This window comes from Paenibacillus forsythiae T98, assembly GCF_000520735.1.
GTDB lineage: Bacteria > Bacillota > Bacilli > Paenibacillales > Paenibacillaceae > Paenibacillus_AQ > Paenibacillus_AQ forsythiae.
The window spans coordinates 1-4,171 of record NZ_ASSC01000783.1 but is presented as its reverse complement, the minus strand read 5'-3'; the positions used below and the strand labels follow the sequence as shown (position 1 = coordinate 4,171).

The 4,171-nt window shown below is 54.7% G+C and carries 4 protein-coding genes; all 4 read left to right on the top strand.

What is annotated here, in order from left to right; genetic code table 11:
- The coding region (locus L692_RS0123895) for a carbohydrate ABC transporter permease (RefSeq protein ID WP_025702466.1) at positions 1-886 on the top strand (886 nt) is incomplete at its 5' end.
- Between the two features lie 37 nt (positions 887-923).
- Positions 924-1,760, top strand: a complete 837-nt coding sequence (locus tag L692_RS0123890; RefSeq protein WP_025702465.1) for a carbohydrate ABC transporter permease — start codon at positions 924-926, stop codon at positions 1,758-1,760.
- A 141-nt stretch (positions 1,761-1,901) separates the two neighbouring features.
- Positions 1,902-3,260 carry an ABC transporter substrate-binding protein gene (locus L692_RS0123885; protein WP_025702464.1) on the top strand — a complete coding sequence of 453 codons (1,359 nt, stop codon included), beginning with the start codon at positions 1,902-1,904 and terminating at the stop codon, positions 3,258-3,260.
- 186 nt (positions 3,261-3,446) lie between these two features.
- Positions 3,447-4,171: hypothetical protein (locus L692_RS0123880; protein ID WP_025702463.1), on the top strand; the 725-nt coding region annotated here is incomplete at its 3' end.

The window sequence follows — 4,171 nt, the reverse complement described above, 5'->3', positions numbered from 1 at the left end:
GTGCCCCCGCCGGCGGCGCGAACAGCTGGCCGGCTGGCTGTTCATCGCGCCCGAGGTGATCGGCATGCTCGTGCTTGCCGTATTTCCGCTGGTCTTCAGCCTGGGCCTCAGTCTGACCGAGTGGAACCTGGTCGGCGGCCTGTCCGCGATCAAGTTTATCGGACTTGATAACTTCGCCGAGCTGTTCCGGGACGGCCGGTTCCTTAGGGCGCTGAAGAACAACATCGGCTTCACCGTCGGCACCGTGCCGGCCACGATGCTGCTGGGCGTTGTCCTGGCGGCGATCATCCACAAGAAATTGTATTTCAAGACTTATTTCAAGGTGGCGTTCTTCGTTCCCTATATTTGTTCGACGGTCGCGGTTTCCGCAGTGTGGTCGGCGCTCTACCATCCGTCCAAGGGACCGCTCAACCAGCTCCTGATTCAGCTTGGCCTCTCTGATCCGCCCCGCTGGCTGGTGGACACAAGCTGGTCGCTCGTCGCAATTATGGTGATCTATGTCTGGCAGTTGCTCGGATACCAGATCATCATTTTTCTGGCGGGAATGACCAATATTCCCGATGAGCTTTACGAGGCGGCGACGATCGACGGCGCGTCCGGCTTTCAGCAGTTTCGGCGGATCACGCTGCCGCTGCTCGGGCCGACGACTTTTTTTCTGGCGATTACCAGCACCATCTCTTCGTTCAAGGTATTCGACATGATCAAGTTCCTCACAAATGGCGGACCCAATTACTCCAGCACGGTGATTGTATACCAGATTTACGAGGAGGGGTTCCAGCATTTCCGGATGGGCTACGCCTCGGCGATGTCCTGGGTGCTGTTCCTCATCATCATGCTTGTGACTTCGCTGACCTGGATCACCCAGACCCGGAAGGTGCATTATTAAGCTTCGAAATGATATCCAAGAAAGGACATAAGCGCATATGACGATACGAAAAATCAAGCTCGGTCCTGTCGTGCTGACGGCGCTGTTCGGCGCTCTGTCGGTCTTCTTCCTGCTGCCGCTGGTCTGGATGATGTCCGCCGCCTCCAAGACGGAGAAAGAGGTCTGGACGTTTCCGATTCAGTGGATTCCTGACGATTGGAATTTTGTTCAAAACTTCAAGACGGTCTGGATGGGGGACGTCTCCTTCGGTCTCTTTTATATGAACTCGGTCAAAATCGCCCTGATCTCCACGCTGGCGACGCTCCTCGTCTCCGCCATGGCCGGCTATGCGCTGTCCAAGCTGAAATTTACGGGAAAAGGGCTCGTCTTCAGCGCGATGATGGCCTTTATGATGATTCCGGAGCAGGCGACGCTCGTTCCCCGTTATATCATGATCAAGGAAATGGGACTGTACGATACACACGCCGCGCTCATTCTGATGGGCATGTTCTCCAGCTATTTCACCTTTTTGCTCCGGCAGTTCATGATCGGGGTTCACAATGATCTGCTGGAAGCGGCCGAGCTGGACGGCGCCGGATTTTACCGCATCTTCTGGAGCGTCATGCTGCCCCTCAGCCGTCCCATTCTCGCCACCGTCGGCATCATCAAATTCATCTGGACCTGGAATGACTACCAGGGACCGCTGATCATGCTGAATTCGCCCAATCTGTATACAATTCCGCTCGGCATGCAGTTCTTCAAGGAGGAGTTCGGAACCACGATTTCGGTCATGATGATGGCTTCGCTCGCGGCCATTATTCCGCTGCTTGTGCTGTTCCTGGTGCTGCAGAAGCAGGTGATCAAGGGCATTTCCATCGGCGGGGTCAAGGGGTGAAACGGAGGGACCTGATACGTCGGGACTTTCGCCGCAGCAAAGTCAAAAATGTCTACGCCCCCACCGCAAGACTGTACACGGTGCCCGGGACGGCGTGGGTGTATAATGAAATTGCATCAACCAACTGAAGGGGGAAATGGTATGAAGAAGCCTGCACTATGGTTGGCCAGCCTGCTGCTGACGTTCTCGGTAACCGCATGTTCCGGAAGCGGAAATGCTCCGGCCGCGAGCGACAAAGGGTCCGCCGCCGATCCTGCCGCAGCAACCCAGACGAAGACACCCGGGGAGAAAGAGAAGATCAAATTTTACACCTTCAAGTCCAATAAACCGGAGGAGCCGACCTACCAGGCGGTTCAAGCCTATAACCAGTCGCAGGATAAGGTCGAGGTGGAATATATTTCGCTTGTCCAGAACAGCGACAGCACGGAGTTCCTGAAGAAGCTCGATGTTCTTGTTGCCGGGGGAGAAATTGTAGACGCTTTCATGACTGGGAATGAGGAGGAATTGATGGAACGGGCTTCGCGCGGAGTTGTGGAACCGCTTAACTCGTATTTTGAGGCCGAGGGCGTCAAGCCGGAGGATGAATATTTCAAGGTGCTCAAGCTGGATAACCAAATTTACGGGCTGATGGGTTCCTCGACGCAGTGGTTTACGGTCTTCAACAAACAGCATCTGGATGAGGCCGGACTTTCGCTGCCGGAAATGGGCTGGACCTGGGACGACTTCCGCGATTACGCCAAAAAGCTGACGACCCCGGATCATTACGGGACTTATTTTCACACCTGGGGCGAATACGCGAACATCACCGCGTACACCGAGCATCCGAATCCGCAGCTGGACAAAGGCCTGAACCCGATCTTCGATGACCCGTCCTTCAGTTACTTCTTCAATCTCCGCCGCGCCATGGAGAAGGAAGACAAGAGCGTGGAGCCTTACGCGGATGTGCTGGCCTCGAACTATCATGTGCTGCAGCAGTTTTTTGCCGGCAAAGCCAGCATGCTGGCCGTTCCGAGCTACGCCGTCCGGGCGGGTCTCAATCTGGAGAAATTCCCGCATGATTTTCAGATGGTATACGCTCCGCTCCCCCGTTCGGTTGATGCAACCGATGTCGGCATGACGAACATTTCCGGCGGCGGCCTGGCGGTTGGCGCCAAGTCGGCGCACAAGCAGGCGGCGTATGACTTCATCCGGTGGATGACGAAGGAATCCTACAAGTACACGAAGGAAATTCCGGCGCTGAAAAATGTTGACGGCAAGGCGCTGCTGGAGCAATTTTTTAGCGAGAACAAAAACCTCATCGATACCGACTCGCTCGCCAAAACCTTGTTCGACAGCCGCAACAAAATGCCGGAGGGCACCTTTACCGTTCCCTATGGCAGCCAGCTGAAGACCATTGTTGAAAATTCCTTCGCCAGCTATATGCTTGATAACCGCAAATTTGATGATGTCAAAGCGGAAATGACGGCGGAAGTTGAAAAGGTAGTCGCCGCCAACAAGTAAACGGCCGTATTCCCGGTAATTAATCCCGCCCGGGTATCCCGCAAATCCCCCCGCAGGCCGGTTTCGAAGTCGTCTGTGCCTTGCGGAATGATTTTTCGGGACGATTTTAACAGAAATGTCATACTGGCGCGCAATCAGGGGGTATAATGGCAGTATAACGATACTCCGGGAGAAGGATGACCCGCAATGCATTGGATGAACCGTTTCTCCTATCATCGCAAGCTGCAATTCTCGTTTCTGACCCTGATTCTGCTGCCTTTTGCCGCCGTGACCTTCTGGTCATACCTGTCCGTAAGGCAGAACGTAAGCGACAAGATCCTTCGCACGAATGAAGAGACCATCACCGTCATCGCCAATCAGATCGAAAAAACGATCGATAACATTTCCTTCGCATCGCTCTATCTCTCCGAAACCTATGATCCCGAAGTCCTGAACAGTCTGCGCTACCTGACGAACGCCGAGAGCTTCGGTGATTACAAGTCCTACATTCATCAAGCCAAATTAAAATCGATAGGCGGCATCCTCACGATCCAGGCTCTCGATGCGGATCTTGAGATTATGATCGTCAACCGGAACAACCGGATTATTATGGGCAATCTGGACCGCCCCGTGTTCTCGAAGGTGCCGGATGCTTTCCTCCGGGAGAGCGGCAGGCTGAGCCTGGGGGAAGAGACGGTGCTCCAGTGGTTTCCCTACCGGGAAAGCGGTTCTGTGCCGGAATACTACTATGCCGCCCGTTTCATCTTCGATACGCGCAATCATGAGAAGCTGGGCACCCTGTTCATCGGCATTCCCCGGCATTATTTTGAGAATCTGCTCGATACGGGCAACGCCTCCGTTATCCTGTCGCTGACCGATTCGGCGGGGGAGATGATCGCCATGCACCGGGGAAGCGAGGCGGTGAACCGGAA